This window comes from Sphingomonas oryzagri, from assembly GCF_029906645.1.
Taxonomy (GTDB): domain Bacteria; phylum Pseudomonadota; class Alphaproteobacteria; order Sphingomonadales; family Sphingomonadaceae; genus Solisphingomonas; species Solisphingomonas oryzagri.
Window position 1 is genome coordinate 239905 of record NZ_JARYGZ010000001.1, and the last position, 24923, is coordinate 264827.

Annotated in this window: 20 protein-coding genes; 14 read left to right on the top strand and 6 right to left on the bottom strand. The window is 65.7% G+C overall.

The window, feature by feature from the left end; translation table 11 throughout:
• Positions 1-3 precede the first annotated feature (3 nt).
• Genes QGN17_RS01225 through QGN17_RS01245 form a run of 5 tightly spaced genes read left to right on the top strand, consistent with a single transcriptional unit; the run spans position 4 to position 4077 of the window.
• Positions 4-798, top strand: coding sequence for an SDR family NAD(P)-dependent oxidoreductase (locus QGN17_RS01225; protein ID WP_281042697.1), 795 nt, complete (start codon positions 4-6; stop codon positions 796-798).
• Between the two features lie 12 nt (positions 799-810).
• Entirely contained in the window at positions 811-2178 is a 1368-nt protein-coding gene (locus QGN17_RS01230; protein WP_281042698.1) for an aromatic ring-hydroxylating oxygenase subunit alpha, read from the top strand.
• Positions 2178-2960, top strand: a complete 783-nt coding sequence (locus QGN17_RS01235; RefSeq protein WP_281042699.1) for a ThuA domain-containing protein — start codon at positions 2178-2180, stop codon at positions 2958-2960. Before QGN17_RS01230 ends, QGN17_RS01235 begins: the two co-directional genes overlap by 1 nt.
• Positions 2957-3703, top strand: coding sequence for an SDR family oxidoreductase (locus tag QGN17_RS01240; RefSeq protein WP_281042700.1), 747 nt, complete (start codon positions 2957-2959; stop codon positions 3701-3703). Before QGN17_RS01235 ends, QGN17_RS01240 begins: the two co-directional genes overlap by 4 nt.
• Positions 3700-4077, top strand: a complete 378-nt coding sequence (locus QGN17_RS01245) for a Rieske (2Fe-2S) protein (RefSeq protein ID WP_281042701.1) — start codon at positions 3700-3702, stop codon at positions 4075-4077. The genes QGN17_RS01240 and QGN17_RS01245 overlap by 4 nt, the downstream gene beginning before the upstream one ends.
• 205 nt (positions 4078-4282) lie before the next feature.
• On the opposite strand, the gene rtcR is transcribed toward QGN17_RS01245, so the two are convergent.
• The gene (rtcR, locus tag QGN17_RS01250) at positions 4283-5899 is read right to left on the bottom strand and encodes an RNA repair transcriptional activator RtcR (protein WP_281042702.1); all 1617 of its coding nucleotides are present in this window, start codon (positions 5897-5899) and stop codon (positions 4283-4285) included.
• A 305-nt stretch (positions 5900-6204) separates the two neighbouring features.
• Here rtcR and QGN17_RS01255 point away from each other — a divergent pair, with 305 nt between their 5' ends.
• From QGN17_RS01255 to QGN17_RS01285, 7 genes are all read left to right on the top strand, one after another.
• Positions 6205-7722 carry a vWA domain-containing protein gene (locus QGN17_RS01255; RefSeq protein ID WP_281042703.1) on the top strand — a complete coding sequence of 506 codons (1518 nt, stop codon included), beginning with the start codon at positions 6205-6207 and terminating at the stop codon, positions 7720-7722.
• Between the two features lie 603 nt (positions 7723-8325).
• On the top strand, positions 8326-9552 hold the full coding sequence (locus QGN17_RS01260; protein ID WP_281042704.1) for an RtcB family protein: 1227 nt from the start codon (positions 8326-8328) through the stop codon (positions 9550-9552).
• 38 nt (positions 9553-9590) lie between these two features.
• Positions 9591-10388, top strand: coding sequence for a nucleotidyltransferase domain-containing protein (locus QGN17_RS01265; protein WP_281042705.1), 798 nt, complete (start codon positions 9591-9593; stop codon positions 10386-10388).
• Positions 10385-11416, top strand: a complete 1032-nt coding sequence (gene rtcA / locus QGN17_RS01270) for an RNA 3'-terminal phosphate cyclase (RefSeq protein WP_281042706.1) — start codon at positions 10385-10387, stop codon at positions 11414-11416. Before QGN17_RS01265 ends, rtcA begins: the two co-directional genes overlap by 4 nt.
• Positions 11417-11609: 193 nt before the next feature.
• Complete coding sequence (locus tag QGN17_RS01275) at positions 11610-12626, top strand: LLM class flavin-dependent oxidoreductase (RefSeq protein ID WP_281042707.1); 1017 nt, start codon at positions 11610-11612, stop codon at positions 12624-12626.
• A gap of 16 nt (positions 12627-12642) precedes the next feature.
• Positions 12643-12903 (top strand): hypothetical protein, encoded by a 261-nt coding sequence (locus QGN17_RS01280; RefSeq protein ID WP_281045120.1) that lies wholly within the window; start codon positions 12643-12645, stop codon positions 12901-12903.
• A gap of 111 nt (positions 12904-13014) precedes the next feature.
• Complete coding sequence (locus QGN17_RS01285) at positions 13015-14859, top strand: DUF885 domain-containing protein (RefSeq protein WP_281042708.1); 1845 nt, start codon at positions 13015-13017, stop codon at positions 14857-14859.
• A 21-nt stretch (positions 14860-14880) separates the two neighbouring features.
• Here QGN17_RS01285 and QGN17_RS01290 read toward each other — a convergent pair whose 3' ends face one another.
• Positions 14881-15624, bottom strand: a complete 744-nt coding sequence (locus QGN17_RS01290; RefSeq protein ID WP_281042709.1) for a glutaredoxin — start codon at positions 15622-15624, stop codon at positions 14881-14883.
• A 73-nt stretch (positions 15625-15697) separates the two neighbouring features.
• On the opposite strand from QGN17_RS01290, the gene QGN17_RS01295 reads away from it, so the two are divergent.
• Positions 15698-16084, top strand: a complete 387-nt coding sequence (locus QGN17_RS01295) for a MerR family transcriptional regulator (RefSeq protein WP_281042710.1) — start codon at positions 15698-15700, stop codon at positions 16082-16084.
• Between the two features lie 21 nt (positions 16085-16105).
• Here QGN17_RS01295 and QGN17_RS01300 read toward each other — a convergent pair whose 3' ends face one another.
• Positions 16106-17701, bottom strand: coding sequence for a DUF5597 domain-containing protein (locus tag QGN17_RS01300; RefSeq protein WP_281042711.1), 1596 nt, complete (start codon positions 17699-17701; stop codon positions 16106-16108).
• Positions 17698-19836, bottom strand: a complete 2139-nt coding sequence (locus QGN17_RS01305) for a glycoside hydrolase family 3 C-terminal domain-containing protein (RefSeq protein WP_281042712.1) — start codon at positions 19834-19836, stop codon at positions 17698-17700. The genes QGN17_RS01300 and QGN17_RS01305 overlap by 4 nt, the downstream gene beginning before the upstream one ends.
• Positions 19837-20071: 235 nt before the next feature.
• Here QGN17_RS01305 and QGN17_RS01310 point away from each other — a divergent pair, with 235 nt between their 5' ends.
• Positions 20072-20986 carry a VOC family protein gene (locus QGN17_RS01310; protein WP_281042713.1) on the top strand — a complete coding sequence of 305 codons (915 nt, stop codon included), beginning with the start codon at positions 20072-20074 and terminating at the stop codon, positions 20984-20986.
• Positions 20987-21010: 24 nt separating this feature from the next.
• Here the strand turns inward: QGN17_RS01310 and QGN17_RS01315 are convergent, their stop codons facing one another.
• Together QGN17_RS01315 and QGN17_RS01320 are read right to left on the bottom strand one after the other, a co-directional pair.
• Positions 21011-23329 (bottom strand): glycoside hydrolase family 31 protein, encoded by a 2319-nt coding sequence (locus QGN17_RS01315; RefSeq protein WP_281042714.1) that lies wholly within the window; start codon positions 23327-23329, stop codon positions 21011-21013.
• 4 nt (positions 23330-23333) lie between these two features.
• Positions 23334-24899 carry a GH39 family glycosyl hydrolase gene (locus QGN17_RS01320; RefSeq protein ID WP_281042715.1) on the bottom strand — a complete coding sequence of 522 codons (1566 nt, stop codon included), beginning with the start codon at positions 24897-24899 and terminating at the stop codon, positions 23334-23336.
• Positions 24900-24923: the final 24 nt, after the last annotated feature.

Here is a 24923-nt window from a genome sequence, read left to right on the forward strand (position 1 = left end):
GTCATGGCGGCTTCCTCTCCCCCGTTGCAATCGGCTCGCCTGTCCGGGCGCGTCGCGCTCGTGACCGGCGCGCTCGGCGGCATCGGTGCGGCGATCGCCGCGCGCTTTGCGTCGGAGGGGGCGAGCGTGTGGCTGGCCGATCTCGCACCGGACGGCGTGGACAGGGCGCGGGAGATTGCAGGGGACGGCGCACGCTATCTCCGTCTCGATGTCACCTGCGAGGCGGATTGGCAGGCTGCGGCAAAGCATATCGGCGGTAGCCTCGATATCCTCGTCAACAATGCCGGCATCGCGCCCACCGGCGACGTTGCCGACATGCCGGTCGATGACTGGCGGCGTGCGATGAGGGTGAACGCGGAGGGTGCGTTCCTGGGCGCCCGCACGATGCGCCCCCTGCTCGCCGAGGCCGGCGGCGGGGGACGCGGCTGGGCGAGCGTGATCAGCATCTCCTCGATCCTCGGCATGGTCGGCATGGCGCAGAGCAGCGCCTATGCGGCCAGCAAGGGGGCGGTGCGCATGCTCAGCCGATCGCTGGCTGTCGAATTTGCCTCAGCCGGTCTGCCGATCCGCGTGAATTCGGTGCATCCCGGCTTCGTCCGAACCGCGATGACCGAACGAGGGTCCGCCGAGATGGATGGGGAGGGCGATCTTCTCGCAGCGCTGGCCGCGATGACCCCGATGCGCCGGCTCGCCACCGCCGGGGAGATCGCGGCGGCGGTACTGTTCCTGGGATCCGATGAGAGCAGCTTCATCACCGGCGCCGAACTCGTGGTCGATGGCGGTTGGACAGCGCGATAGGAAGGTTTGACGATGGCGAAGATCGAGCAGGAATTTCTCGCTGCGCGCGGTACTCCGGGCGACCATCAGGCCGCCCCGTTTCTGCCGCGCAAACCCATTCCGGACATCGGATCCGGCCGGATCGACGGCGAGCGCTTCCACTCGCGCGATTTCATGGCCCGCGAGTGGGACATGATCTGGACCAAGACCTGGAATATCGGTTGCCATGAGAGCGAATTGCCCGATCCCGGCTCGTTCCGGGTTCACACGCTGGGCAAGGAATCGCTGCTCTTCGTGCGCGGCGAGGATGGCGTCGTGCGTGGCTTTTTCAACGTCTGCCAGCATCGCGGCAACCTGCTTTGCCAAACGGACCGCGGCGACGTCGCGATCTTCAAATGCCCGTTCCACGGCTGGGAGTGGAATATCGACGGCTCCCTGCGCCGGGTGATGCACCCGCAGCTCTTCACGCAGTTCCGCAACGGCGTGCCGGCCGACGAACTTGCGCTACCACCCCTCAAGGTCGATCGCTGGGGCGGCTGGATCTGGTTCAACATGGATCCGGCGGCGATGCCGCTGATCGACTATCTGGGGGAGGCGGGGCGCCATCTGGAAACGTATGAGCTCGATCGCTTTACCTTCGTCGATCACAAGACGTTCGAGTGGCAGGGCAATTGGAAACATGCCCACGACGCCTTCAACGAAAGCTATCATTTCGAGGCGCTGCACCCCGAGTTCCTCAATTTCGCCGAGGGATTCGACGTGCCGATCGAATTGCTCGGCATCCATAGCCGCATGCTCAATTTCAACCATACGGTGAGCGAGATACTGGACGACCGGGAGACGGTGACGCCATTCCGCGCGCGGATGCTCGGTTTGCCCGAAGATTATGCCGGCAGCGCCAAGGACGCCCATCTCGACGTGGTGGCGCGCAAGCGGGCGATGCAGGACGACACCTATCTGCCCTACAGGCGGATGAACGACGAGCAACTCGTCCATCAATACCATTACACCTTCTTTCCCGGCACGACGATCACCTCGACACCGGAATATTCGATCGTCTTCCGTTATCGTCCGCACGAGAGCGATCCCGGTTATTGCTATTACGATTTCCTCATCACCCGGCACGATCCGCCGGGCTCCCCCGTGCCTGACGTCGATCACCAGCTATACCGTCATGACGAACTGCCCGATTATGCGGATGCCTTCGCTGGCACATTCGATCCGGTGCTCGCCAACGTCCTCCAGCAGGACGGCACCAACATGCCGACCATGCAGAAGGGCACGGCCTCGCGCGGATTCCGGGGTATGATCCTGGGTGATCAGGAGGTGCGGCTGCGTCATTTCCACCAGACCATCGATCGCTATCTGATGGGCGATGCGCCCAGATCGGGAGACCGTTGATGACCGGGCCGGCACGCATTCACATCGTCACGGGTGGGCGCTACCACGATTTCGATCTCGCCCGGCTGACCCTGCTGCAGGTGATGGCCGAGGATGATCGCATCCGCGCTACCTGCGGCCATAGCTATGACGGCGTGGACGATCTGGCGGGTTATGCCGGGATCGTTCTCTACACGTGCGACCTGATGCCCACCGATCGCCAGGCGGAGGCGCTCGATGCGTTCGTGCGTGGCGGCGGCCGTCTGTTCGCGATCCATGCTGCGAACGCGCATCTCGAGTTCACCGACGGTCCAGCGATCGTGACCAGCGGGATCCATATTCCCGGCCTCGTGAAGCCTACGGGAGAGCATATCGCGCCGCTCTTCATGGACCTGCTTGGCAGTCGCTTTCTCGCGCATCTGGCAGCGCAGCCGATGCACATTCACGTCGAAGATCACGAGCATCCGATCACGGCGGGTCTTCAGGACTTCGATATCGTCGATGAACCCTATATCGCGACCCCGATTGGCGAGAGCCGGGTCCTGCTGTCGGCGCGCTACAAGGGGCAGGCGCCGGGCTATGTCCTGGGCGACTGGCCGGACGATCCGCCCCGTCCTCAGCTTTATGTGAAGGATCATGGCGACGGCGGCGTCCTTTACATGCCGCTCGGCCATGCCTGCGGCCGCTTCGACATGGTGCCGATGATGGACGAGGCGCCGGTGGTTCGCGGCCCGTGGGACGATCCCAATTATCAGGAATTGCTGCGGCGGGGCGTCGCCTGGCTGGCGGATGCGCGGACATGAGCGCCGATGAGGAACTGGCTGGCCGTGTCGTCCTCGTCACGGGGGCGGCGTCCGGGATCGGCAGGCGCACGGCCGAGCGGCTTCATGCGGCGGGGGCGCAGGTTGTGGCGCTCGACCGGTCGGATATCGCGATCGAAGGTGTGCTGGCCCGGCGGCACGATGTGACGCTGGAAGCGGACTGGAAGGATGCCGTCGCGGATACGCTTTCGCGGTTCAGGCGGATCGATGGACTGGTCGCCTGCGCTGGCATCATCGTCATGGCGCCGGTCACGGCGATGGCGATCGAGGATTTCCGGCGCGTCATGGCCGTCAACGTCGAAGGCTGCTTTCTCGGGCTCAAGCACGTCCTGCCGGCGATGATCGCGGCGGGGCGCGGCTCCATCGTCAACATCTCCTCCACTGCCGGGATCGCGGGGGCTCCGCATGCCGGGGCCTATTGCGCCAGCAAGGGGGCAGTGCGGATGTTGACCAAATCGGCCGCGCTGGAGGCGATCGCGGCAGCCGACGGCATCCGGGTCAACTCGCTGCACCCGGCGATGACCGAGACGCCGATGGTGGCGGAAATCGTCCGCCAGCTCGGTGCGGGGGCAGAGGTGGAGGACGAGATGCGCAGATTGCAGCCGTCGGGCCGGTTCGTGCCCCCCGATGCGGTGGTGGACGCGATCATATTCTTGCTGTCCGACCGATCGAGCTTCGTCAATGGCAGCGAATTCCTCGTCGACAACGGCTTTCTCGCCCAATGAAAACGCATGTCGAAGCAGCGATGGGACATGGCAATTACCACCGTGCCGTCTGTCTCGACCAACTCGAAGAAGGCCAGCCGGCGGGGCTTGTGCTGCAAGGTTGGCCGGTGATGCTGGTCGTCATCGATGGCCGGGTCCATGCAACCCTGGATCGCTGCCCCCATGCCGCTTCCCGCCTCTCGACCGGCCGGATCCGGCGTGGCGCGGTAATGTGCCCGCTCCATGGCGCGAGATTTGAGTTGGAAGGTGGACGATGTGTCGGTGGCAGTTACAAGCCACTGAAGATTTTCGACGCCCGCATCTCGGAAGGGTGGGTAGAAGTCGATTTGCCAATTGGTGTTCCAGGCTTCGAACATATGCCTGTGGACATGTGAGTGGATTCGATGTCGAGGATGTTGTTTGAGCGTGAGATCATTTCGGCTGGCAGCGGTGGCGTCTCGTAAGGCTTGTTGAGGCAGAGCGTGATATAATGCTTGCATCGAACGCAAGCCGCCGCGTCGGATTATTTGTCACCTCGTGAACGAATAGCAATTCACTCTGGCGACCTGCTCGGGGGGGGCGGCAGTCTCGAAGCGACTGTCAGCCGCCATGCTTCTTTCTGGAACTGCCATGTTCCTGAAGCGATTGCCAGTTCAGCTCGAAGCGGGCGAGATACTTGCGCAGTCGATCGGCATCGTTCGCCGTGGTCCGTTTGGTTCGTGACACGGCGAAAAGGCTTCGTCCCGCCTCCGATAGCGAACGGCTGCGGACACAGGTCTGTACCACGGTGGCAAGCTGTGCCCGGTCGAAGGGATCGAGCGCGTCGAGCTGTTCTGGGGAGAGAAAACGGGCCAGATGGTCGTCTCGTTCGTCCGAGTTCGACCATAGCCGGCTCAGCCTGGTGATCTCCGCTTCGACGCCTTCGGCATCGATCCGCCCGGTCGCGCTCAGCGTCGCCATACGCGTAATGCTCGCGGCAAGATCGCGGAAGTTGCCCGACCACAAGGCATCGGGCGCGGTCGCGAACGCCAGATAGCGCTCGCGCGCCTCCTTGTTGAAGGTGACGCGGCTGCCCTCGCGTTCGGCGAAGCGATCCAGCTCGTAGTCCAGATTGGGGGCGATATCCTCGCGCCGGTCGGCAAGGCCGGGAAGCGCGAAGGTCCAGAGGTTCAGGCGCGCATAGAGATCGTCGCGAAACTGGCCGTCGTTGACGGCGCGGCCGAGATCGCGGTTGGTGCCGGCGATCAGCTGGAAATCGCTGGCGATCTCCTTGTCGGAACCGACCGGCAGGAAACGTTTGTCCTCAATCGCGCGCAGGATCATCGCCTGCTCGTCCAGGCCCAGTTCGCCGATCTCGTCGAGGAACAGCATTCCCGTATCGGCGGCGCGCAGCAGTCCGGGGCGGTCGGCGATCGCGCCGGTGAAGGCGCCCTTCCTGTGGCCGAACAAGGCCGACATCGCACCGTCGCCCTTTAGCGTGGCGCAGTTCACCTCGACGAACGGCCCCTTTACCTGATGCTTGAGCCGTTTGAGTTCGTAAATCCGGCGCGCCAGCTGGCTCTTGCCCGCGCCCGTGGGCCCCATCAGCAGAACGGGTGCCTTGGAGCGCCCCGCGACCTGCTCGATCTCGTCGATCATGCGGTTGAAGGCGGGGTTGCGGGTTTCGATGCCGGACTTGAGGAAGGACGTGCTCTCCGCGCTCGCCGCTGCGAAGCGCGTCGCGATGCTGTCGTAGCGCGAGAGATCGAGATCGATCGCGGTCCAGGTACCGACCCCGTCATTGGTGCCCCGGCGCGGCTGCGTCTGGAGCAGCCGCCCTGGCAGATAATGGGCTTCCGTCAGCAGAAAGAGGCAGATCTGCGCGACGTGCGTGCCGGTGGTGATGTGGATCAGATAATCCTCGGCCTCCGGATCGAACGGATAGTCCCGCGCGAAGTCGAGCAGCTTGCCATAGACTTCCTCGAAGTCCCACGGGTCCTTGAAATCGAGAAGGTACGGTTCGACCGTCGTCTCGGGCGAAACGGAGGCGATGTCTTCGGTGACGTAGCTGGCGAGCCGGGTGTGGGCGCTGCCGTGCAGCAACACCAGCCGATCGACCCGCAGGTCCTCATGCATCGTCAGCCCGACGGTAGGGCGCCACTTGTTCCAGCGCGTCGGGCCGAACTTGCTCGCATCCAGCGTGGAGCCAAGGAATCCAAGAACGACGAGTGGTTTCATTCTTATCCTTTGGGATAAATCCGTATCCATGTCGATATAGAAAGAGTTGCTCTTTTAGCACGTGCCTTCCTGGCCTCATTTCAAGATGTCGTTTTTTTTAATGTTATCACAATGGGTTGTAAGATTTTTCTGGAAGCGGGGAATGAGTTGGCACGCTCCCTGCGAAGTGATGGGCGTCGGTGAGGCGACATATCGGCCTCTCGACAGCGGAGCCGGATACGGGGCGGTTGGAATGGGCCGGCCGCCCCCGAACGGACAGGGATTGGAGTTGGACAATGGCCAACAAGGGACTTTTCGCGAGCGCCGTGGCGAAGCTTCTGCCGCGCGCCGATGCGGTCAACCGCGAGGGCGCGCCGGCTTATGCTTATGGGCCTGAGGCCAAGCTCGCCCAGCTTGCGGCGACCGGCACGCTGGCGGACAATTTCTACGGAGCTGCGGAGACGCAGCTCACCGATGTGCTCGACGCCGCTCGCGCGGTCGATCCGGTTTTCGTGGCGCAGGCGGCTGTCTACGCCCGGTCCTCGGGGTCGATGAAGGACATGCCGGCGCTGCTCGCGGCCTATCTCACGGTGGCGGATCCGGATCTGTCGGTCCCGGTCTTCGGACGGGTGATCGACAGCGGGCGGATGCTGCGCTCCTTCGTGCAGATCATGCGCTCGGGGCAGGTGGGGCGGACGTCGCTTGGCTCGCGGCCGAAGCGGCTGGTCCAGCGCTGGCTGGAGGAGGCGTCGATGCGCGATCTGATGGCGGCGGCGACGGGTTCCGATCCGAGCCTCGCCGACATCGTCAAGATGGTGCACCCCAAGCCCGCAGATGCCGCGCGCAAGGCTTTCTACGGCTGGCTGATCGGGCGTCCCTACGACGTCGCCGCGCTGCCCGCCGAGATCGCCGCGTTCGAGGCCTGGAAGCAGGACAATACGCTCCCGCTTCCGTCCGTGCCGTTCGAGTGGTTGACCACCTTTCCGCTGAGTGCGGAGCAGTGGGCGGTGCTGGCGACGCGGATGGGCTGGCAGGCGCTGCGGATGAACCTGAACACGCTGGCGCGCAAAGGCGCGTTCGACGTGAACGGGATCACCGAGGCGGTCGCAGCCCGTCTCGCCGACGCGCAGGCCATCGAGAAGGTCCGGCCGATGCCGTATCAGCTGATGGTGGCGCTGGGCCAGGTCGGTGACGGTGTGCCGCTCAAGGTGCAGGCCGCGCTCGAGGATGCGCTGGAGCTGTCGCTCCAGAGCGTACCGACGGTGCCGGGCCAGATCGTCGTCTGCCCCGACGTGTCGGGGTCGATGAGCTCGTCGGTGACGGGGTATCGCAAGGGTGCTTCGTCGAAGGTCCGGTGCATCGATGTCGCAGCCCTGGTGACGGCGGCGATGCTGCGGACCAACCGTGCGGCCCGTGTGCTGCCGTTCGAGCAGACGGTCGTGACGCTCAAGCTCGATCCGCGTGCCCGTCTCGCCGTCAACGCGGCGAAGCTGGCGGCGGTTGGCGGGGGCGGGACGAGCGTCTCGGCACCGCTCGCGTTGCTGAACGCTCAGCGGGCGAAGGTCGATCTCGTCGTGATCGTGTCGGACAATCAGTCCTGGGTGCATACCAACCGGGCCGGAGCGACCGCCACGATGGCCGAGTGGGACGTGCTGAAGCGCCGGAATCCGGATGCCAGGCTCGTCTGCATCGACGTGCAGCCTTACGGCACGACGCAGGCCACCGGCCGGGCGGATATCCTCAATGTCGGGGGCTTCTCCGACAGCGTGTTCGACACGATCGCGCGCTTCGTCTCCGGCGAGACGCGCGACTGGGTCGAGATCGTTAGCCAAGTGGAGTTGTAGAAGACAGGGCCGTGGCGAATGCCGGCGGGATTACATTGCACCAAAGGGGAAACCCGACAGTCCAGAGTAGAGCGTTCGGGAAACCGGAAGATGGGGTTCGAGTCCCCCCGTTGCAGCGGTAGCTCAAGGACAGTCTCGCCACCCCTCGTTGCCACGGCCCGCATACGAACATCACGGCGAATGCCGGGAAGGATTACATTGGTAATGCGGCTGTCGCGGGTTCGAGTCCCGCCTGCACCGAAAGGCGCAGTAGCTCAGTTGGATAGAGCACCGGTCCCTCGGGACATCCTTTCCACCCCTCGTCGCCGTGGACGAGATTCTCATGGCGAATGCCTGACAGACTACATGGCTTATCACGCCCCGGATGCGGGTTCGAATCCCGCCGCGCCGTCCATATCGGCGCGTAGTTTAACGGAAGAACAGGGACCGTTCGCGAGAACGGAGAGAAGTCTGTCGAACACTCGTCGCCATGAACCTTATTGACGCTGGCGAATGCCGGATGGGACTACACTGGTAAAGGCCGCAAGGCTGAGCGGTTCAACTCCGCAATCGGTCTCACCAATCCTCGTCGCCGGCACCATGATGATTCGAAGGGAGGTCACGATGACCGAGGCCATGTTCGATTACCAGCACGTCGCAGGCGGCAAGCCCATCAAGATGTGGACGCGCGGCGTGCCCGTCGAGGACGAGGCGCGCGCCCAGCTTGCGCGTGCGGCGCAGATGCCGTTCGTGTTCAAGCATGTGGCGGCGATGCCCGACGTCCACGTCGGCATCGGCGCGACCGTGGGCTCGGTGATCCCGACCAAGGGCGCCGTGATCCCGGCGGCAGTGGGCGTCGACATCGGCTGCGGCATGATGGCGGCGCGCACCTCGCTCGTCGCGAGTGACCTGCCGGACACGCTGGAAGGCATCCGTGCCGCGATCGAGCGGGCGGTGCCGGTGGGCCGGTCCGTCGGGCGCGGCAAGCGCGATACCGGCTCCTGGGGCGATCCGCCGCCGGAGGTGGTCGCCGCCTGGGCGACGCTCGCCGAGCGGTTCGACCGGATTTGCGCGAAGTACCCGCGCCTCAAGAACACGAACAACCTCGTGCACCTGGGGACGTTGGGGACGGGCAACCACTTCATCGAGCTCTGCCTCGATACCGAGCAGCGCGTGTGGGTGATGCTCCACTCGGGCTCGCGCGGCGTAGGGAATGCGATCGGCAGCTTCTTCATCGAACTGGCGAAGCAGGACATGCGCAAGTGGTTCGTCAACCTGCCGGACGAGAACCTCGCCTACTTCCCGGAGGGGACCGACCATTTCGACGATTATGTCGAGGCGGTCGGCTGGGCGCAGGATTTCGCCGCGCTCAACCGGCGCATGATGATGACCAACGTCATCCGTGCGCTGCGGACGCAGATCGCGAAGCCGTTCGATGCCGAGCTTGAAGCGGTCAACTGCCATCACAATTACGTGACGCGGGAGAACCATTTCGGCGAGAACGTGCTCATCACCCGCAAGGGCGCCGTGCGCGCCGCCAGGGGTGCGCTGGGTATCATTCCGGGCTCGATGGGCGCCAAGTCGTTCATCGTGCGCGGACTCGGCAACCCGGAAGCGTTCGACAGCTGCTCGCACGGTGCAGGACGCGTGATGTCCCGCACCGCGGCCAAGAAGGCGGTGACGCTCGCCGAGCACATCGCCGACACAGCCGGCGTGGAATGCCGTAAGGACGAGGGCGTGATCGATGAGACGCCCAAGGCCTACAAGCCGATCGAGGCGGTGATGGCGGCACAGAGCGATCTCGTCGAGATTGTCCACACCCTCAAGCAGGTAGTGTGCGTGAAGGGCTAGCGTCCTTCACGCGCACCACTCTTTTCCGGACCACTGAAATGACGCCCGTTCTTGACACCGCGATCGCACCTGCGATCCGCAGCGACATCCAGGCCCGTCTCGATCGGATCGAGGCGGACCACGACGTGCGTCTCCTGATGGCGGTCGAGTCGGGGTCGCGTGCCTGGGGTTTTCCCTCGCCCGACAGCGATTACGACGTACGGTTCGTCTACGTCCGGCCGCGCGACTGGTATCTGTCGCTCAGCCCCGGACGCGATGTGATCGAGACGCCGATCGAGGACGACATCGACCTCAATGGCTGGGACGTCCGCAAGGCGCTTGGTCTGCTGCTCAAGTCGAATGCCGTCGTCAACGAGTGGATCCAGTCCCCGATCCGTTATCGACCGGATGATCCTTTCATCACGAAGATCGCCGCTCTGGCGGACAGGGTGCTCGATGCGCGTGCGCTGGCTCATCATTATTCGCGCCTGGGGCGGGATGCGGCCGATCGCTGGCTCGACGGCATCGATGACGTGCCGGTGAAGAGGTATTTCTACGCGCTGCGTCCGGCGCTCGCGATCCGCGTGCTCAGGCTTCATCAGGGGATCCGACCTCCGATGAATCTGCAGGCGCTGGTCGCGATGGCCGAATTGCCAGGCGCCATGGTCTCGCAAATCGAAACGCTCGTCGCGGCCAAGGCGCGAACCAACGAGCGCGACAACGGGGCGCGGGTGCCCGATCTCGATCGCCTGATCCGCGACGAGATCGGACGGGCGTCGGACCTGCCCAAACCCGATCCGGATGCCCGGTGGCGCGACGAAGCGGACAAGCTCTTTCTGGAACTGGTGAACACATGATCACGATCGACGGATCCGAGGGTGAGGGCGGAGGGCAGGTCGTACGCAATGCGTGCGCCCTGTCGCTCGTGACCGGCACGGCGGTCCGCATCTTCAACGTGCGCGGCCAGCGCAAGAGGCCGGGGCTCATGCGGCAGCACGTCACCGCGATCGAGGCGGCGTGCTCGATCGGCGGCGCGGAGTGCGAAGGCCTTGCGGTCGGCTCGTCCGATGTGACGTTCCGGCCGGGCACCGTCATGCCCGGCGACTACCGCTTCGCGGTCGGCACGGCCGGCAGCACGGCCCTCGTTCTTCAGACGGTGCTGATGCCGCTCGTCCTTGCCGACAGGCCGTCGCGGCTGGTGCTGGAGGGCGGCACCCACAACATGCTCGCGCCGCCGTTCGAGTTTCTCGCCCGCACGTTCCTCCCGATCCTCAATCGGATGGGGCCGACGGTGGATGCGCGGTTGCTCCGTCACGGCTTCTTTCCGCGCGGCGGCGGTCGGATCGAGGTCGAGATCACGCCGGCCCCGCTGGTGCCGATCGAGTGCGTCGAGCGCGGCGCGTTGATCGAGCGTAGCGCCTGCGCGCTGTTCACAGGCCTGCCATTCGACATCGCGGATCGCGAGATCAAGGTGGTGCGCCAGTCTCTCGGCTGGTCCGAGCGTGAAGCCTATGTGCGCGAATTGCCCGCCGATCTCGGACCGGGCAACGCGTTGCTGCTGGAAGCGACGTTCGAGCACGTTACCGAAGTGTTCAGCGGCTTCGGCCAGCTCGGCGTGACGGCCGAGCGTGTCGCCAGGACGACGGTTGGGCGGATGCGCGGCTACCTTGCCTCCGGCGCTTTTGCCGGCCCCTACCTCGCGGACCAGTTGCTGCTGCCGTTCGCGCTCGCAGGTGGAGGACGGTTCACGACCGTGAAGCCGAGCCAGCACAGCCTCACGGCCGCTGACATCATCGAGCGCTTCACCGGCAGGCGTTGTGGTTTCGCAAGCCACGCCGGCGGCATTCACCTGATGTCGATGGGTTCGGCCGAGGCGTCCGCCTAGGAGGTGCCGATGGCGATGCGGCAGGTTTCTGGCCGCCCTCTCGCCATCGACAACTTTTCGCATTTTCCGAACGGCGCTGCGGAGTTTATGCGACTGCCGGCGCACGCGAGCGATCCCTACATCCCCTTGGGAAGCAACCGCGAGCATGGGCGGCGCATGGTCGCCGAACCGCCCGCGCACGGTGGAGCGAGGCATGAAGAAGATCGGTTTCCTTTCGTTCGGTCATTGGTCTCCGGGCCAGGGATCGCAGACGCGCTCGGCCAGCGACGTGCTGCTGCAGTCGATCGACCTTGCGGTTGCCGCCGAGGAGCTGGGCGCCGACGGCGCCTATTTCCGCGTCCACCACTTCGCGCGCCAGCTCGCGTCGCCCTTCCCGCTGCTCGCCGCCATCGGTGCGCGGACGAAACGGATCGAGATCGGCACCGGCGTGATCGACATGCGCTACGAAAATCCGTTCTACATGGTGGAGGATGCGGGCGCGGCCGATCTGATCTCGGGCGGCAGACTGCAGTTGGGCATCAGCCGCGGATCGCCTGAGCAGGTGATCGAAGGCTGGCGCCATTTCGGCTACGCGCCGCCGGAGGGCGAGAGCCAGGCCGACATGGGACGGCGCCATGGCGAGGTGTTCTTCGAGCTGCTCAAGGGGCGTGGCTTCGCGCAGCCCAACCCGCGGCCGATGTTCGCCAACCCGCCCGGCCTCCTGCGGCTGGAACCGCACGCCGAGGGCTTGCGCGAGCGCATCTGGTGGGGTTCTGCGTCCGATGCGACGGCCGTGTGGGCCGCGCAGAAGGGGATGAACCTCCAGACCTCGACGCTGAAGGCCGACGAGAGCGGGGAGCCTCTGGGCGTTCAGCAGGCGCGGCAGATCCGCAAGTTCAAGGCCGCCTGGAAGGAGGCCGGTCACGCCCGCGAACCGAGGGTGTCGGTATCCCGCTCGATCTTCCCGCTGCTGAACGATACCGACCGCGCCTATTTCGGCCGCGACCAGGGGGGCGATCATATCGGCGTCATCGACGACATGCGCGCGATATTCGGCCGCTCCTATGCCGCCGAGCCCGATCGGCTGTTCGAACAACTGCGCGCAGACGAGGCGATCGCCGAGGCCGACACGCTTCTCCTGACGGTTCCGAACCAGCTCGGCGTCGATTACAACGCGCATGTCATCGAGGGCATCCTGACGCATGTCGCGCCGGTTCTGGGATGGCGGTGAGGAGCAAGCCGACGGCATGGCGAGGCGCAAGCGCATCCTGACGGCCACCATGGCGGACGGCTATGTCAAGACGATCGGGCCGACCTCGGCGCCCTTCACGCATTACTGGCGCATCGTGGCCTATCTGCGTGGCGGGAAGACCGAGGTTTTCTGGGGGCATGAGAAGTCGTTGCGGGACGCAAACGGCAAGCGGACGGCGGCCGAGGATGCCGCCCGCCAGCGTGGCTGGGAGCGCTACGACTTCGAGGTGGTGGAACTGGCCGAGGGAGAGGGCTGACCATCGCCGCGCTCGCACCGCGTCGGGCGTGTCTTTCGCAAGTCGGTCCGTAGCCGCTCGCCCCCTCACTCGCTAAGAGCGTGCTGGTCGTTCTTGGCTGGGGAAAGATAGATGCGCGAATTCAATCGCAGGACGGTTCTGGCTGGCACCACTGCGGTCATGGCGAACGTCGCTTTTCCCCATCGAGGCATGGCCGCCGGCGTCGCGCCGGGCGATGCGGCCGCGCAGACGCTGCTGGACGGCATCATCGATCGGCTGCTCGCCGAATATCCTGAAAATGCCACCTACATGGGCAACGACATGGGCCAGCGGGCGGCACTGCGTTCGCGGCTGACCGACCGGTCCCTCGCTGCCGAGCAGCGCCGCAAAACCTGGGCGACCGAGGTGCTCGCAAACCTGCGTGCACTCGATCGCGCCAAGCTCTCCGACGGTGTCGGCCTCACCGTCGATGTCGCGACAGAGGCTTTCGGGACGGCCGTCGCCGGCTGGCGATTCCCCTATGGCGACATGGCGGTGCTCAACGGCCAGAACAACTTTCGCAACACGCCCTATACCGTGACCCAGCTCGGCGGCAGCTTCGTCGATATTCCGGACTTCCTCGACAGCAAGCATCCGGTCGCCAATGCCGCGGATGCGGACGCCTATCTGGCGCGGCTCGAGGATTATGCAGGCGAGCTTTCCGCCGAGGCGGAGCGGATCGATCGGGAGCGGGAGGCCAACGTCGTTCCGCCCGATTTCATCCTCGACATCGTGCTCGGGCAGCTGAACGGGGGCCGCGCGGCGCCTGTCGATCAGTGGGAAGCGGTGAACGCGCTTCGCCGCAAGGCGGAGGCGTCGGGTCTGCCGGCGCGTTTCGCCGATCAGGCCAGGGTGCTCTGCGCCACGAAGGTGGCGCCCGCGCTCGACCGGCAGATCGAGGCGCTCACCGCGTCGCGCCAGATCGCGACATCCGATGCCGGCGTGTGGAAGCTGCCCGACGGCGAGGATTATTATGCCTGGACGCTGAGAGCGGGCACCACCACGACCAGGAGCGCGGAGGACATGCACGCGCTGGGGCTGGAGCAGAATGCGAAGATCCAGGCCGAGATGGACGTGCTGCTCAAGGCGCAGGGCCTGACCAAGGGCACGGTGGGCGAGCGCATGACCGCGCTCGGCAAGCGCCCCGACCTGCTGTTCAGCAACGACGATGCCGGCCGCGCGCAGCTGCTCGCCTATCTGAACGGCCGCATCGCCGACATCCGAACGCGCCTGCCGCGCGCCTTCGCGACGCTGGTGAAGGGCAACCTCGTCATCAAGCGTGTGCCGCCCTCCATTCAGGATGGCGCGCCGCTCGGCTATGCGGCGGCCGGCTCGATCGACGGCAGCGTGCCGGGCAATTATTACATCAACCTCAAGGACACGAGCGTCTGGCCGCGCTTCTCGCTGCCGACGCTCTGCTATCATGAGGGCATACCGGGCCATGTCTGGCAGGGCGAATATGCCAACCGGCTGCCCCTGTTGCGCGCCTATCTCGCCTTCAACGCTTATTCCGAGGGCTGGGCGCTTTACGCCGAGCAGCTCGGCGACGAGCTGGGCGCCTATGACGGCGATCCGCTCGGCAAGCTCGGTTATCTTCAGTCGATCGGCTATCGCGCCTGCCGCCTCGTCGTCGATACCGGCATCCACGCCAAGCGCTGGCCCTACGCGCAGGCGGTGAACTGGATGATCGCCAATACCGGATCGACCGCGGGCGAAATCCAGAGCGAGGTCGCGCGCTATTGCGTGATGCCGGGGCAGGCTTGCGGCTACAAGATGGGCCACAACCAGATCAACATGCTGCGGCTGAAGGCGCAGGCGGAACTCGGCCACCGGTTCGATCTCCGGCGCTTCGACGACGCGATGGTCCTTTCCGGCAACGTGCCGCTTACGCTGCTGGAAGGGATCGCGCAGCGCTATATCGATAGCGCGCGCGCATGACCCGGAGACGATCGATCCCGCTCACTTCGCCAGCATCCAGACCGCCATGGCGATCATCATCAGATTCTCCGTGAGCGAGACAAAGCCGAGCGGCACCTTGCTCGCCCCGCCGACGCAGGCGCATTTGATGTCGCGCTTGTCGATATAGACCGCCTTGAACACGGACACCGCACCGATCCCGCCGATCACCAGCGCGACCGGGGCGGACAGCCAGGTGAGCACGCCCGCCGTCATCAGAACGCCGGCGCCCGCCTCCGCGAAGGGGTAGACGTAGGAATAGGGCACCCAGCGCCGCGCCAGCAGGTCGTAGCCCAGGAACATGCTGGAGAAGGTCTCGACATCCTGCAGCTTGAGCAGCGCCAGCACGCACATGCTGAGCGAGATGAACCATTCAGCGGCTCGCATGGTGAAGGGGCTGCCGAAGGCGGCCTGGCTGGCGGCGAGCGCCATCAGGGCGGTGATCGCGAAGACCGCGACGACAGGCCTGTAGCTGGTGGCGCCGGCATCGCGGACCGGCTTGCCGAAAAAGCGCCGCAGATCGTCATGGCCGCCGATCCGCTGGCCGTCGATAAAGGTCTGCGGCGTGGTCTTCACGCCATGTTCGGCCTTGAAGGCGTCGGTCTCGGCGCGCGTGGTGAGCCAATGGTCGTCCACGGCGTAGCCCTGCGACTCCAGAAGGTATTTCGCTTTCAGTCCGAACGGGCAGACATGCGTCGGCATCACCATCCGGTAGAGTGTCGCGCGCTTGGGGGATGGGTTGGTCATATCGGTCCTCGGTGCCTTGCGGCTCATCGGTCCGGACCCATATAGGGGCCGTACCATGGTACGGAGTCAAGGCATGGCGATGCTGACGATCGGAGGGCTTGCCGCGCAGGGCGGTGTCGGGGTCGAAACCGTGCGCTATTACCAGCGTCGCGGGCTGTTGGCCGAGCCGGCGCGTGCTGCGGGCATCCGCCATTATGGCGAAGAGGATGTGCGGCGCCTGCGCTTCATCCGATCGGCCCAGACGGCGGGCTTCACGCTGGAGGAGATCGGCGAGCTTCTGGGGCTGGATGCCGTCGATGATCGCGCCCGCGCGCGCGAACTCGCCGAAGCACGTATCGCCGCGCTGGATGCCCGGATCGCCGAGATGCAGGCGGCGAGGGCCTCGCTGTCGCGCCTGGCGCACGACTGCGCGAACGGTTCGGCCGGTCCGTGCCCCATCATAGCGGCGTTCGATCACTGATCGATCAGACGACGAGGCCCTTCATCGAACCGAGAGCCTGACCCGGAGAACCTGGGGCGCAGAGCTGAAATTCAGCCCATAATCGGTCTCGTCGCCATTCCAGATGCGGATCGGGTGGAACGTGCCATCGATATACTGTCCTTCCTCCACCGAGAGGAATTCCCATGTCTTCCCGGCGTTTCGCCCGACCGGCTTGAAGCGAATGCCCGCATAATTGCCGGTGACGACGAACTCGTCGGGCGCGAGTTGCGCGACGAGGATGCGGCCGATCGGGCGATCGTTGCCCGTGTTCGCGCCACGCGGGCCGATGCCGAAGCGCACTTCGCCCTGCCAGTCGCCGAGGTCGAGCGTGGCGGGCTGCTTCGTCCCGTCCTCGATCGCGGCCTTCAGCTTGCCGTCGAAGGACCATTGGGCAAGATCGCGCATCATCGGGCCGGCGGCATGGTAGCTGAGCGCGAGTTGCTCCAGATCGGTCTCGCGCATCGCGGACTCGCCGGGGCGGTCCGCCGCATAGCGGGTGTAGTCGATGCCGAAGGGCGCGAAGCCGATCGCGCCGCGCGCCAGCGCCGCATCGAAGAAGCGGACATAGTCCGGCGCGCTGATCGTCTCGGGCACGAACAGCGGATTGTCGGGCCGCGCATATTGATCGAGCACGGCCAGATAGCGCTTGTCGTCGCGCTGGTAGATGTCGGGCGCCAGCACGTCGATCGAGGGCGCGGCTGCCTTCCAGATCGGGATGACGTTGAAGGTCGCGCCGCCATATTCGTATCCGGGCTGCGGGCCGGACTGGAAGGGATCCTTCAGCGCGACGTTGACGGTCATGGGCAGCGGATAGATCGCCTTGCCGGCTGCCGCGACCTGATCGATGTAGTGCGCGATCGAATAGGCGTGGAAATATTCGTCGGCATCGGCGCCGAACGTAGCCTGCCAACTCGCACCCGATCCGGCTGGCTTGCCCATCGCGCGCAGCACCGCTGACGGCACGGGCTGCGCGAACGCCTTCCGCGCGGCGGGCAAGAAGTCGCGGACCGATCCCCAGCTTCCCGGCTCGTTCTCGACCTGGACCATGATGACGGTGCGCTGCGGATCGGCCTGCTTCAGATGTCCCATGAAGGCTGAGAAGGCACGGACGTCCGCATCCAGCGCAAGCCGGGAGTGGGGCGAGGGGGAATCGACCGGCTTGCCGTCGCGATCGACGATATTGGGGTAGAGATCCGGCCGCGCCTTCATCCAGGCGGGGCGATAGTGCGCGCTGCCGTTCTTCCACGTCCCGAACCAGAGCAGGACCAGCCGCACATGATGCTCGCGCGCCTGTGCGATCAGCGTGTCGACGACGCTGAAATCGAAGCGGCCCTGCGCCGGCTCGATCTGCTCCCAATAGACCGGCAGCTCGACGGTGTTGACGCCGAGATAGTCCATCGCCGGCCACACCTTCGGCAGCATCGCCGGCCACGCGCTGCTGTTGTGCGCCTGAGCGCCCATGATCAGGAACGGCTTGCCGTCGACCAGAAGAGCGTGACGGCCGTTGGCCTCGACTATCTTCGGGATCGGCGCTGCGGTCTGTGCGATGACAGGCGCGGCGGCGAGCAGACCCAAGGCGATCGCCAGCCGCCTCACGAGACGGGTAGCTTCTGTGCGAGCGGGAGATCGGCGGACGAACTGCCCGCCACGATCTCGACATGCTCGGGCTCGACGACCAGCGCCTTCTTCGCCTCGTCCCAGTAAGCGAGCGTCGAAGCCTGCACGGGGATGTGTACCGTTCGCGTCTCGCCCGGCGCCAGATGGATACGGCTGAACCCGACCAGCTGGAGCGCAGGACGCTGGAGGTGGGAGTCGAGGTGCCGGACGTAGATCTGCGGCACCGCGTCGCCGGCCCGTCTGCCGCTGTTGGTAACGTCGATGCTGACATCGACCTGCCCATCACGCGGCAACGCCGGCTTGTCCGTGCGCAGGTGCGAGAAGCGGAAGCGGGTGTAGCTGAGGCCGAAACCGAACGGGTAGAGCGGCTTGCCCCGGAAATACATGTACGTCCGGCCGTGGCGGATGTCGTAATCCATCATCGGCGGCAACTGGTCCATCGATGCGGGCCAGGTGACGATGGTGTGGCCGCCCGGATTGTAGTCGCCGAACAGCACCCGCGACAGCGCCCAGCCCTCGTCCTGCGAGGCGTGGGCCATCTGGACGATCGCCGGCACATTCCGCTGCGACCAGTCGATCGTGTAGGGAAAGCTGGACACCAGCACCATCACGGTGTGCGGATTGGCGGCCTTCACCCGCTTGACCAGATCCTCCTGTGCAAGCGTGAGCGTCACCCGGTCGCGCCCCTCGCGCCCGTCACCGGGATCGGCGCAGGGTTTGGTGCCCGAATCGTCCCATTCGTTCGCCATGTTGGGGCCGCAGGTGGGATCGTTGCCGACCACCACCACCGCGACATCGGCAGCCTTCGCGGCAGCGGTGGCGCCGCCGTCCCTGTCGTCGGCGGCGTAGCTGACCTTCACGCCCGGCCCGGCCGCCTCGCGTATGCCCTGTAGCGGCGTGGTGGCGTAGGGCGGGTGGCCGCCATACCAGTCCCAATGCACGCTGTCGGCGAGCGGGCCGATCACCGCGATCGACTTCAGACGATCCCTGCGCAGCGGTAGCGCGTTCGCCGCATTCTTGAGCAGCACGATCGATTCCAGCGCCATTCGTTTCGACACGGCCTGGTCCCTGGCGCCGTCCCACGGGGCCGGGCCGTCGTGGATCGTGGTGTAGGGAACGCGCTCCGGCGGATCGAGCAGGCCGAGCTTCAGCGTGGTGCGGAACTTGCGGCGCAGCGCCTCGTCCAGATCGGCCACCGTGACGGTGCCGTCCTTCACCGCCTCGTGCATCTCGTCCTTGTAGGTATCGAGATACTGGTTGATCCCGGCCTTAAGCGTGGCGACCACCGCCTCCTTCTGGGTGGCGAAGCGCTTGTGCGCGGTGACCAGCAGCTTGACCGCGCCGCCGTCGCTGGAGACGACGTTCACGCCCCATTGCCCGATCACGACGCTGCGCAGCACCGGGTTGATCGCCATCGGCGTGCCGTTCCAGGCATTGTAGGAGGCCATCACTCCGCTTGCCCCGGCATTCTGGAACGCCATACGGAAGGGGACGGAATAATATTCCCAGAACAGCCGGTCGTCGAAATTGGAGCTGGTCGACGTGCGCTTGTCCTCGTTCGAATTGGCGAGGAAGTGTTTCAGCAGCGGCGCCGCCTGCCAGTATGTCGGATCGTCGCCCTCCAGCCCGCGCGAGAAAGCGGTGGTCATCGTGCCGTTGAAGAACGGGTCCTCGCCATAGACTTCCTCGCTGCGGCCCCAGCGCGGATCGCGGGCGAGATCGGCCTGCGGACCCCACAGCATCAGGATCTGGCGATCGTAGCGCGGCGTCTGCGTGATGTAGCGCGCTTCGTAGCCCTCGACGCCGCCCGCCTGCCGGACGAGCGCGGGATCCCAGCTGGCGCCCATGCCGGGCGGCTGCGGGAATTGGGTGGTCGGGATCGGATCGCGATGGCGCTTGTCCGCGCCGCGCTGGACCACGCCGTGAATGCCCTCCGACGATCCGAAATTCGGTACGCCGAGCCGGGGCACGCCCGAATTGGTGCTGAGCGCGTCGATCTTCTCGTCGATCGTCATCAGCGAGAGCAGGTTGTCGATGCGCTGCTCGGCCGGCAGATCGGCGTTGCGAAACAGCGGGGTGGGGGAGGAAGGCGGTGGCGTCGCCGCGCCCGTCAACAGTAGCGAGGATGCCGCCAGGGCGACGGATATCGCCCCCCGCGAAGCCGCACGATGCGAAAGCCCTTGCTGCGCCATCCCGATCTCCTCTGTTTTGCGACCGCGATCTGTGCCGACTTGTCGTTCGATTATGATAGCGATACCATGTTTTGTGTCGAGTGGTGATTTGACCGGCCGGCACGAAAGAATGGGAGCGCTCCGGCGTCATCCCATCGACACGAGAGGAGACGGGACGATGCGTGGGGTGATCACGTTCGGATTGGTGGCCATGCTGGCGAGCGGCGGGGCCGAGGCGGCGGACCGCCCCGCGATCACGGGTATCTCGCACATCGCGGTCTATGCGGCCGACCTTGCCGCTGCGGACCAATTCTATGCGGTGAAGCTCGGCGCCGAAAAGCATCCCGATCCCGAGAATGCGAAGGGCACGATCTACCGCTTCAGCCCGCAGCAATATGTCGAGGTGTTGCCCCTGCCGACGGGGGAGGGGATCAACCGGCTGGCGCATGTCGCCTTCTCGACCGCCGATGCCGCGAAGCTCCGCGCCTACCTTTCCGCCCATCATGCACGCGAGGTCTCGCCGGTCCAGCGTGCGCCCGACGGAGGGCAATGGTTCTCCGCCCGCGATCCCGAGGGCAATCTGGTGCAGTTCGTCCAGTCTGGCACGACCGATACGACGCCGGCGCCGGGCGCGCTCAGCAGCCGCATCATCCACATCGGCTTCGCGGTCCACGACCGGGCGAAGGAGGACGGCTTCTACCGCGCCCTGCTCGGTTTCCGGCCTTACTGGTGGGGCTCGATGAAGGCGGGCACGACCGACTGGGTGTCCCAGCAGGTGCCTGACGGGCACGACTGGATCGAATATATGATGGTCGGCGATGGCAGCACCACGCCGCTCGCCAAGATCGACCAGCAGGAACTGGGCGTGCTCAACCACTTCTCGCTCGGCGTCGCCAACATGGAGGCGGCGGTGACCACGCTGATCGCTGGCGACCGGCTCAGCCCGCGCCACGACGGCCCGCAGATGGGGCTGGACGGCAAGTGGCAGGCCAATCTCTACGATCCCGACGGCAGCCGCGTCGAGCTGATGGAGTTCCAGCCGGTGACCAAGCCCTGCTGCTCGGCCTTCACCGCCGACAGCCCCAAGGGCTGACGGCGGCGGTGACGCGGGAGCCGCTCAGCTCCCGCTTATCACCTTGACCAGCGCCGGATCGATCTTCGCCTTGCCGCTGCTCTCGAGCCGGTGCGCCGCCTCGTTCCAGCGCAGTTCGGTGACGGTGCCGGCGCCCTTGCGATAGGCGTTGGTCTCGCCGTCATCGTCGTAGAGCGTGAGGGATGCGTCGCGGCCCGGATAGACGCGGATGCTCTCTAGCGGCTGCTTCTGCATCGTGTTGGGCACCTGCGCGCCCATCGGCACGATCGATCCGGCGCGCACGAACAGCGGGATGCGATCGATCGGCGCGTCCGCCGTCACCGTCTGGCCGCCGGCATATTTGCGGTTGGTCCAGTAATCGTACCAGTCCGCGCCCGCCGGCAGATAGACCGGGCGGCTCGTCTGCCCCTGCGTGGTGACGGGCGCCACCAGGAAGGCCTTGCCCAGCATATATTCGTCGCCGAGATTGGCGACGGCGGGGTCGTTCGGGAAATCCATGAACAGCCCGCGCATGAACGGCGCGCCGGTCTCGTAGGTCTCGTGGCCCAGCGAGTAGAGATAGGGGATCAGCGCGTAGCGCAGCCGCAGATATTGCGCGAGGATCGGCTCGGCCGCCTTGCCGTATTGCCAGATCGCGGTGCCGGGGCGCTGGCCGTGGATGCGCAGCGTCGGCGTGAAGGTGTTGTACTGGAACCAGCGGACGAACAGCTCCGGATAGTCGACATAGCTCGCCGGCATCGCGGTGGCGCCCGCCGGATCGACCAGCGGCGTGTGGAGAGGCGGCGGGCCGCTCGGATCCTGCCAGCCGCCGGTGTCGCTGCCCCAATAGGCCATGCCGGACGCGGTGAAGTCCAGCCCGGTCGGCACCTGTCGCTTGAGCGCATCCCAGGTCGAGTGAACGTCGGACGACCAGAACAGGCAGCCGTTGCGCTGCGTGCCGGTGTAGGCGGCGCGGCACAGGATCAGGTTGCGCTTGTCGGGGCGGTCCTCGGCAGACCCTTCCGCCACGCTCTCGGTGTGGAGCAGCGGGAAGAGGTTGTGATAGCGGTCGCCCGAACCGATCGAGTAGAAATAGCCGTCGGGCACCAGATCGGGTTCGGTCTCGTCCAGCCAGAACCAGTCGAAGCCCTGGCTCGCGATATTGTCGCGGATCTTGCTCCAATACCATTTCCGCGCATCGGGATTGGTGCTGTCGATCAGTGCGCCGGCGCGATCGAAGCGCGAGGGGAGGCCGTCGACGACCTTGCCGTCCTTGTCCTTGAGCAGCCAGCCCTTGCTTTCGAGGAAGCTGAAATAGCGTGAATCCCGCTCGAAACGCGGCCAGACGCTGACGATCGAGTGCAGCCCCATGGCGTGCAACTGATCGTTCATGCCCTTGGGATCGGGGAAATAGGTGTGATCGATGTCGAGCTGCCCCATCCGCGTCCAGTAGAACCAGTCGAGCACCATCACGTCGAGCGGATAGCCCCGGCTGCGATAGCCGTTGGCGATATCCATCATCTCCTGCTGGCTCTCGTAGCGCGCCTTGGACTGGATGAGGCCGAAGGCGGCCTTGGGCGGCAGCGGGGTGGCGCCGGTCAGCTTCGCGTAGCCGGCGTAGATCTCGTCATAGGTCTTGCCGGCGATCAGGAAGAAGGAGACGCGCTCGCCGACCTGCGACTGCCAGTTGGTGCTGCTGTGCAGGCCCGGCGAGACGATCGTCTCGGACGGATTGTCCCACAGGATGCCGTAGCCCTTGTTGGTGACCATGAAGGGCACGCAGACCGTCTCGCCGGCGGGCGCGTCGTAATAATGCTTGCAGTCGATCGTGCGGCCACGAAGGTCGAGGATGCCCTCCTGGTTCTGGCCGAGACCGTAATAATGCTCGTCGGCGGGCGAGGAGAAGGAGGCGCCGACCTTGAAGGTCTTTTCGCCCGCGACGTCGTGGGGCGCCATGCTCCAGCCGGTCATCTGGGTGAGCGCCGTGCCGTTCGCCGTGGCGAAGCTGACCGAGGCGGGCGGGAGGCTGGGCGCGAAATAGATCGCCATCTGGCTCGGTGCGCTGGGCCAGGGCTGGGCCGGGACAGTGACCGACAGGCTGGCCGAGGAGAAGACGTCGTTGCCCTTGGCGTCGATGCTATGGCTCCAGCCGGTCGCGTCGGCCTTGGCGTTCGGGCCTTCGCCCGGCGGCGCGTCGGCGAGCGTGCGGTCGAGCGCCAGCGTCACGCGCACGATGTTGGGAGCGTAGGGCTCGACCGAGACGATCGTGCCGTGGCGATCGAGGCTCGCCATCGGGGCTGCGGCGGCGGGCAGGGCGATCGCGGCGGCGCCGGCCAGCAGGGCGGCCTGAAACAGTTTCTTCATCGGGTCACTCTCCGGTGGGCTGGCGGTCGATTTCGACCAGCAGGATATCGTTGCTGCGCATCGGCAGGGAGACGGCAAGGCGGCCGTCGGCGCCGACCTCCGCCATGCGATCGATTTCGGGCGTGTCGCGCGTCAGCACCTGCAACTGGCGGAGCTGGGCGGGCGCGAGGGTCTTGGGCATCCCCATGTCGATATAGGCCGAATAGGCGTCATTATGGCGATAGCCGGTGCGGTAGGCGCGGATGTGATAGCGGCCCGGCGCGAGGTGTTGGAAACCGAGATCGGCGGAAGCGGACGGCGCGTTGGGCACCAGATGCGTGTAGAAGGGGCGGTTGCTGATCGTCTGGACGGGCTGCTGCCAGTCCCACACCAGGGCGGTGGTGCGGGTGCCGTCGGTCGCCGCCATCACCTGATCGTCCGCCACCGGCACGTCGCGGCCCTTGAGCGCGTTCAGATATTTGTAGGCGAAGTAGGCGGGCTTGCGGATGCCCTGCGGGTTCATCAGGCCGAAGCCGCCCTGGAAGGGCGCGGTCGGCGGGCCGGGTTCCTCAAACAGATCGGAGTAGGTCCAGTAGCTCATGCCCTGCACCAGCCCCTGCACGCCCTTGAGTTTCGAGAGGATGTAGGGTGCGCTGATGTAGCTGTCGTGCACCGCGTCGCGCGGTGTGTAGCTGGTGCTCCACTCGGTGAAATAGAGTGGCAGGTTGGGGAAGGCCGATGCGCCGATCTGGCGGCGGACCTTGGCGACGTCGCCGATGATCGCATCCTGCTTGGGCGAGAGCTTGGTGTCCTGCTCGCCTTTCTCGTCGAGGAAGCCGCCGTCGACGCCATAAGCGTGGGTGGTGACGAAATCGACCGGCGCACCGGACTTTGCGACATGATCGAGGAATTCGGGCACCCACGACGCGCCTGCGGTAGAAGGCCCGCCGACCTGCAGCACCGGATCGATCGCCTTCAGCGTGCGCGCGGTGCGGTCGTAGAGATCGAAATAGGCCGGCTGGTCGCCGCCTTCCCAGAAGCCGCTGAGATTGGGCTCGTTCCACACCTCGAAATACCAGCGCCGCACCTCGGCGACGCCGTAGCGCTGCTGCATGTGGCGCACGAAAGCATCGACCAGCGCCGTCCACATCTCCGGCTTCGGATGCGAGGTGTTGCCCTTCCAGTAGAAGATGCTGGCGTTGGAGGTGGCCAGCGCCTTGGGGGTGAAGCCGAGTTCGACGAACGGGCGGATGCCCTTGGAGAGCAGGTCGTCATACAGCTGATCGGTCTTCGTCCAGTCGTAGACCGTGCGGCCGTTCTCGACGCGCACCGCGCCCAGCACGTCGTGGAAGATGGCGTGGAAGCGGATATAGCGGAAGCCGAGCTCGTCCACCGCCGTCTTGAGCTGCGCCTGCGAATCCGGGCGTATCAGCGTCCCCGGATAATCCGATCCGATCGATAGATCGAAGAAGCGATCGACCGGCTTCTCCGCCTTGGCAACATCGATCGAGATGCCGCGCTCCGCCGCGCCCGCCGCCTGGCTCGCCAGCAGCGAGGCGCAAAGGGCCAGTGCGCAGCGCTTGTACGACATCCCATCCTCTCCCTGTTTGATGGT

What these genes read in the sequence shown, in the direction of transcription:
- QGN17_RS01310 (WP_281042713.1), top strand. Translation starts at nt 20,072, where the DNA reads ATGCGTGGGGTGATCACGTTCGGATTGGTGGCCATGCTGGCGAGCGGC.
- QGN17_RS01275 (WP_281042707.1), top strand. Translation starts at nt 11,610, where the DNA reads ATGAAGAAGATCGGTTTCCTTTCGTTCGGTCATTGGTCTCCGGGCCAG.
- QGN17_RS01285 (WP_281042708.1), top strand. Translation starts at nt 13,015, where the DNA reads ATGCGCGAATTCAATCGCAGGACGGTTCTGGCTGGCACCACTGCGGTC.
- QGN17_RS01320 (WP_281042715.1), bottom strand. Translation starts at nt 24,899, where the DNA reads ATGTCGTACAAGCGCTGCGCACTGGCCCTTTGCGCCTCGCTGCTGGCG.
- QGN17_RS01235 (WP_281042699.1), top strand. Translation starts at nt 2,178, where the DNA reads ATGACCGGGCCGGCACGCATTCACATCGTCACGGGTGGGCGCTACCAC.
- QGN17_RS01260 (WP_281042704.1), top strand. Translation starts at nt 8,326, where the DNA reads ATGACCGAGGCCATGTTCGATTACCAGCACGTCGCAGGCGGCAAGCCC.
- QGN17_RS01245 (WP_281042701.1), top strand. Translation starts at nt 3,700, where the DNA reads ATGAAAACGCATGTCGAAGCAGCGATGGGACATGGCAATTACCACCGT.
- QGN17_RS01265 (WP_281042705.1), top strand. Translation starts at nt 9,591, where the DNA reads ATGACGCCCGTTCTTGACACCGCGATCGCACCTGCGATCCGCAGCGAC.
- QGN17_RS01290 (WP_281042709.1), bottom strand. Translation starts at nt 15,624, where the DNA reads ATGACCAACCCATCCCCCAAGCGCGCGACACTCTACCGGATGGTGATG.
- QGN17_RS01315 (WP_281042714.1), bottom strand. Translation starts at nt 23,329, where the DNA reads ATGAAGAAACTGTTTCAGGCCGCCCTGCTGGCCGGCGCCGCCGCGATC.
- rtcA (WP_281042706.1), top strand. Translation starts at nt 10,385, where the DNA reads ATGATCACGATCGACGGATCCGAGGGTGAGGGCGGAGGGCAGGTCGTA.
- QGN17_RS01240 (WP_281042700.1), top strand. Translation starts at nt 2,957, where the DNA reads ATGAGCGCCGATGAGGAACTGGCTGGCCGTGTCGTCCTCGTCACGGGG.
- rtcR (WP_281042702.1), bottom strand. Translation starts at nt 5,899, where the DNA reads ATGAAACCACTCGTCGTTCTTGGATTCCTTGGCTCCACGCTGGATGCG.
- QGN17_RS01280 (WP_281045120.1), top strand. Translation starts at nt 12,643, where the DNA reads ATGGCGAGGCGCAAGCGCATCCTGACGGCCACCATGGCGGACGGCTAT.
- QGN17_RS01230 (WP_281042698.1), top strand. Translation starts at nt 811, where the DNA reads ATGGCGAAGATCGAGCAGGAATTTCTCGCTGCGCGCGGTACTCCGGGC.
- QGN17_RS01295 (WP_281042710.1), top strand. Translation starts at nt 15,698, where the DNA reads ATGGCGATGCTGACGATCGGAGGGCTTGCCGCGCAGGGCGGTGTCGGG.
- QGN17_RS01225 (WP_281042697.1), top strand. Translation starts at nt 4, where the DNA reads ATGGCGGCTTCCTCTCCCCCGTTGCAATCGGCTCGCCTGTCCGGGCGC.